Source organism: Mesorhizobium sp. M7D.F.Ca.US.004.01.2.1 (assembly GCF_003997785.1).
Classification (GTDB): Bacteria; Pseudomonadota; Alphaproteobacteria; order Rhizobiales; family Rhizobiaceae; genus Mesorhizobium; species Mesorhizobium loti.
Genome location: NZ_RZRQ01000573.1, coordinates 1 through 2,283, shown reverse-complemented (window position 1 = coordinate 2,283; position 2,283 = coordinate 1). Strand labels below are relative to the sequence as shown.

Genomic DNA, 2,283 nt, shown 5'->3' with positions numbered 1-2,283 from the left:
GTCCGCGGCCGTACGCCGATGCCGACGACGACGAAATCCGCCGCCAGCGTACCGCCGCTGCTAAGTTTCACCTTCCTGCCGTCGATGCTGGTCGGCGTGTTCTCAAGATGGAATACGACGCCGTTCTCCTCATGGAGCGCGCGGATGAAGTCGCCCATTTGCGGACCGAGGACCCGTTCCATGGGCCGTTTATCCGGCGCCACGACGTGAACTTCGATATCGCGCGCGCGCAGGGCCGCGGCTACTTCCAGGCCAATGAAACTGGCGCCAAGCACAATGGCGCGGCGCGCAGTCGTGGCTCGCTCGATGATCGCCTTGCAATCCGCAAACGAGCGCAGCGTGTGAACGTGTGGCTGGTCGGCGCCGGGTATGGTCAGGCGAACCGGTTCGGCTCCGGTCGCAAGCAGCAGCCTGTGGTAAGGAATCCTTCCTTCATCAGCGAGGACGACCTCGCGGGACCGCAGATCGATGTCAACGGCCTTCACATTGAGACGCAGGTCGATGTTGTTTTTTGAATAGAACTTCTCGCCGCGGAGCGGGATCCAATCCCCCGGGGCCTTTCCTGCGAGGTAGTCCTTGGAGAGGTTGGGTCGGTCGACGGGCGGCGCATGGTCGTCGCTGATCATGACGATGCTGCCCTGGTACTGCTCCCGTCGCAGCATTTCGGCCGCTGCAAAACCCGCCGCGCCGCCGCCGACAATGACGATTTTCTTGGGGATCTGCCCGGAGCCTCCGGAGCGCGGTTTCGGAGCCGTCCGTTTGAATTTCTCGCCGACGAATATCCGACCATCCCGCTGTTCGACGGCCCAGCAGGCTAGAGGATTGAAGGCAGGAGCGCGCAGCGCTTCGCCCGTTCGCAGATCGAAGCACGCGTGATGCCAGGGGCACCTGACGGTATCCTCCACCACGAGACCGTCAGCGAGCGGCCCGCCGTAATGGGTGCATGTCGCGCTGACCGCGAACACCTCGGTTCCACAGCGCACCAGCAGCACCTGGTCGTCGCCACATCGGCCGACAAGCTTTCCGCCATCAGGAAGGTCGGACAACGCGATGCCCTGGGCCAGATCCGGTCCGACTGATTTGGTATGGCCTTCAGCCATTTTCTTCTCCCTTGGTGAACTGGCGTCAAAATCGCTCGTACGGCGAAGCGCCAATCCCCGCTGCTTCGGGATACCTTCTGCCTGGCTCGCGCGCCTTCAGGTCCTTGGCACCATTTGCGCCAAATATTCCGACCATGTCACGCATTGGGGTGAGTGGTTTTCACACTGCAGCTTCCCGCCATCGACGGTATCATGCAAACGAATTTAATCGGTAATTGAGTGCAATTTTTATGATGGCTTCCTTTAGCAATTCCACTGCGCGCAATTAAAGGATCGCTTGCCCGTCTTACCCCAGTCGGCGAGGAAGGACCCCAGACCGTTGTCGGTGAGCGATGTTTGGCGAGATTTCTGAGCGCTGCTGGTGGAACGGTCGCGATATCGGCGCCTGCCATCGTCCGCCTGTTTGACATCGAGGGGTGCGGATTGAGATCCGTGATCGGCAGCATGTAGATGGTGCTGACAAGCTTGCCGTCGTGGTCATAGGCAAGGAATGGACCCCCCGACAATGTAGTCGGATCGACGAAGAGATGGTCCATGGAAAGCGGGCAATCACAAGCTTGTTGACCTGTTCGTCACGAGCAGCTGTTCTCCACAAAGGGAAAGCATTCGGCCTTGTCGAGAATCTCAGTCACGCTTGCACGGAGATCGGGGCTGGACGAGCAGATGGTTTTCCGTAGTCTTTTGCACCGCGGTCCTCGGCTCGACGGGTGTCGGCCATGGCGTTGCTTTCCCACACGCTTTGTTCGAGATGATCTCTTCGCCTGTTGCGGTTTCACGCGACTGGCTCCGCCTATCGATTTCGACGGACCAGACGACGATCCCGTCGATATCGTTTACACCTTGCTCTGGCCGCGCTCCGCCGTTTCCTGCCTTCCTTCCAGCTCTTCCGCAGGTGTGCCGGGTGGTTCGAGCGCCTCGGACCCGAGAGGGACTGCGAGAGGCACAGTCAGCCGGTGAGGCGATGGGGATCCTCGAAGCTGACGCGCGTCCGACCATTTCCACCAATTCCGACATTTGCCAGGCCGGGCTTGGCATTGTCATGCCTAGGCAGTTGGGCAATGCCTAGACCCGCAAGTCGCGGACGCACGCCGCTGGCATTGCGTGGACAGTGACCTCGGCTGCGGTTCAAGCTTTCTGTTCATCGCATCGCGGCCTGCCTTCTTGATGGTGCGCCATACGAAAT

At 60.4% G+C, this 2,283-nt stretch carries 2 protein-coding genes; both read right to left on the bottom strand.

The genetic code is table 11. The annotated features are described in order from the left end of the window. A partial coding sequence (locus EN993_RS34900; protein ID WP_127266154.1) for an FAD-dependent oxidoreductase occupies positions 1 to 1,100 on the bottom strand: 1,100 nt, incomplete at its 3' end. 137 nt (positions 1,101 to 1,237) lie between these two features. Further along, complete coding sequence (locus EN993_RS37255) at positions 1,238 to 1,636, bottom strand: hypothetical protein (RefSeq protein ID WP_164758025.1); 399 nt, start codon at positions 1,634 to 1,636, stop codon at positions 1,238 to 1,240. Between the last annotated feature and the right edge of the window lie 647 nt (positions 1,637 to 2,283).

What these genes read in the sequence shown, in the direction of transcription:
- EN993_RS37255 (WP_164758025.1), bottom strand. Translation starts at nt 1,636, where the DNA reads ATGGACCATCTCTTCGTCGATCCGACTACATTGTCGGGGGGTCCATTC.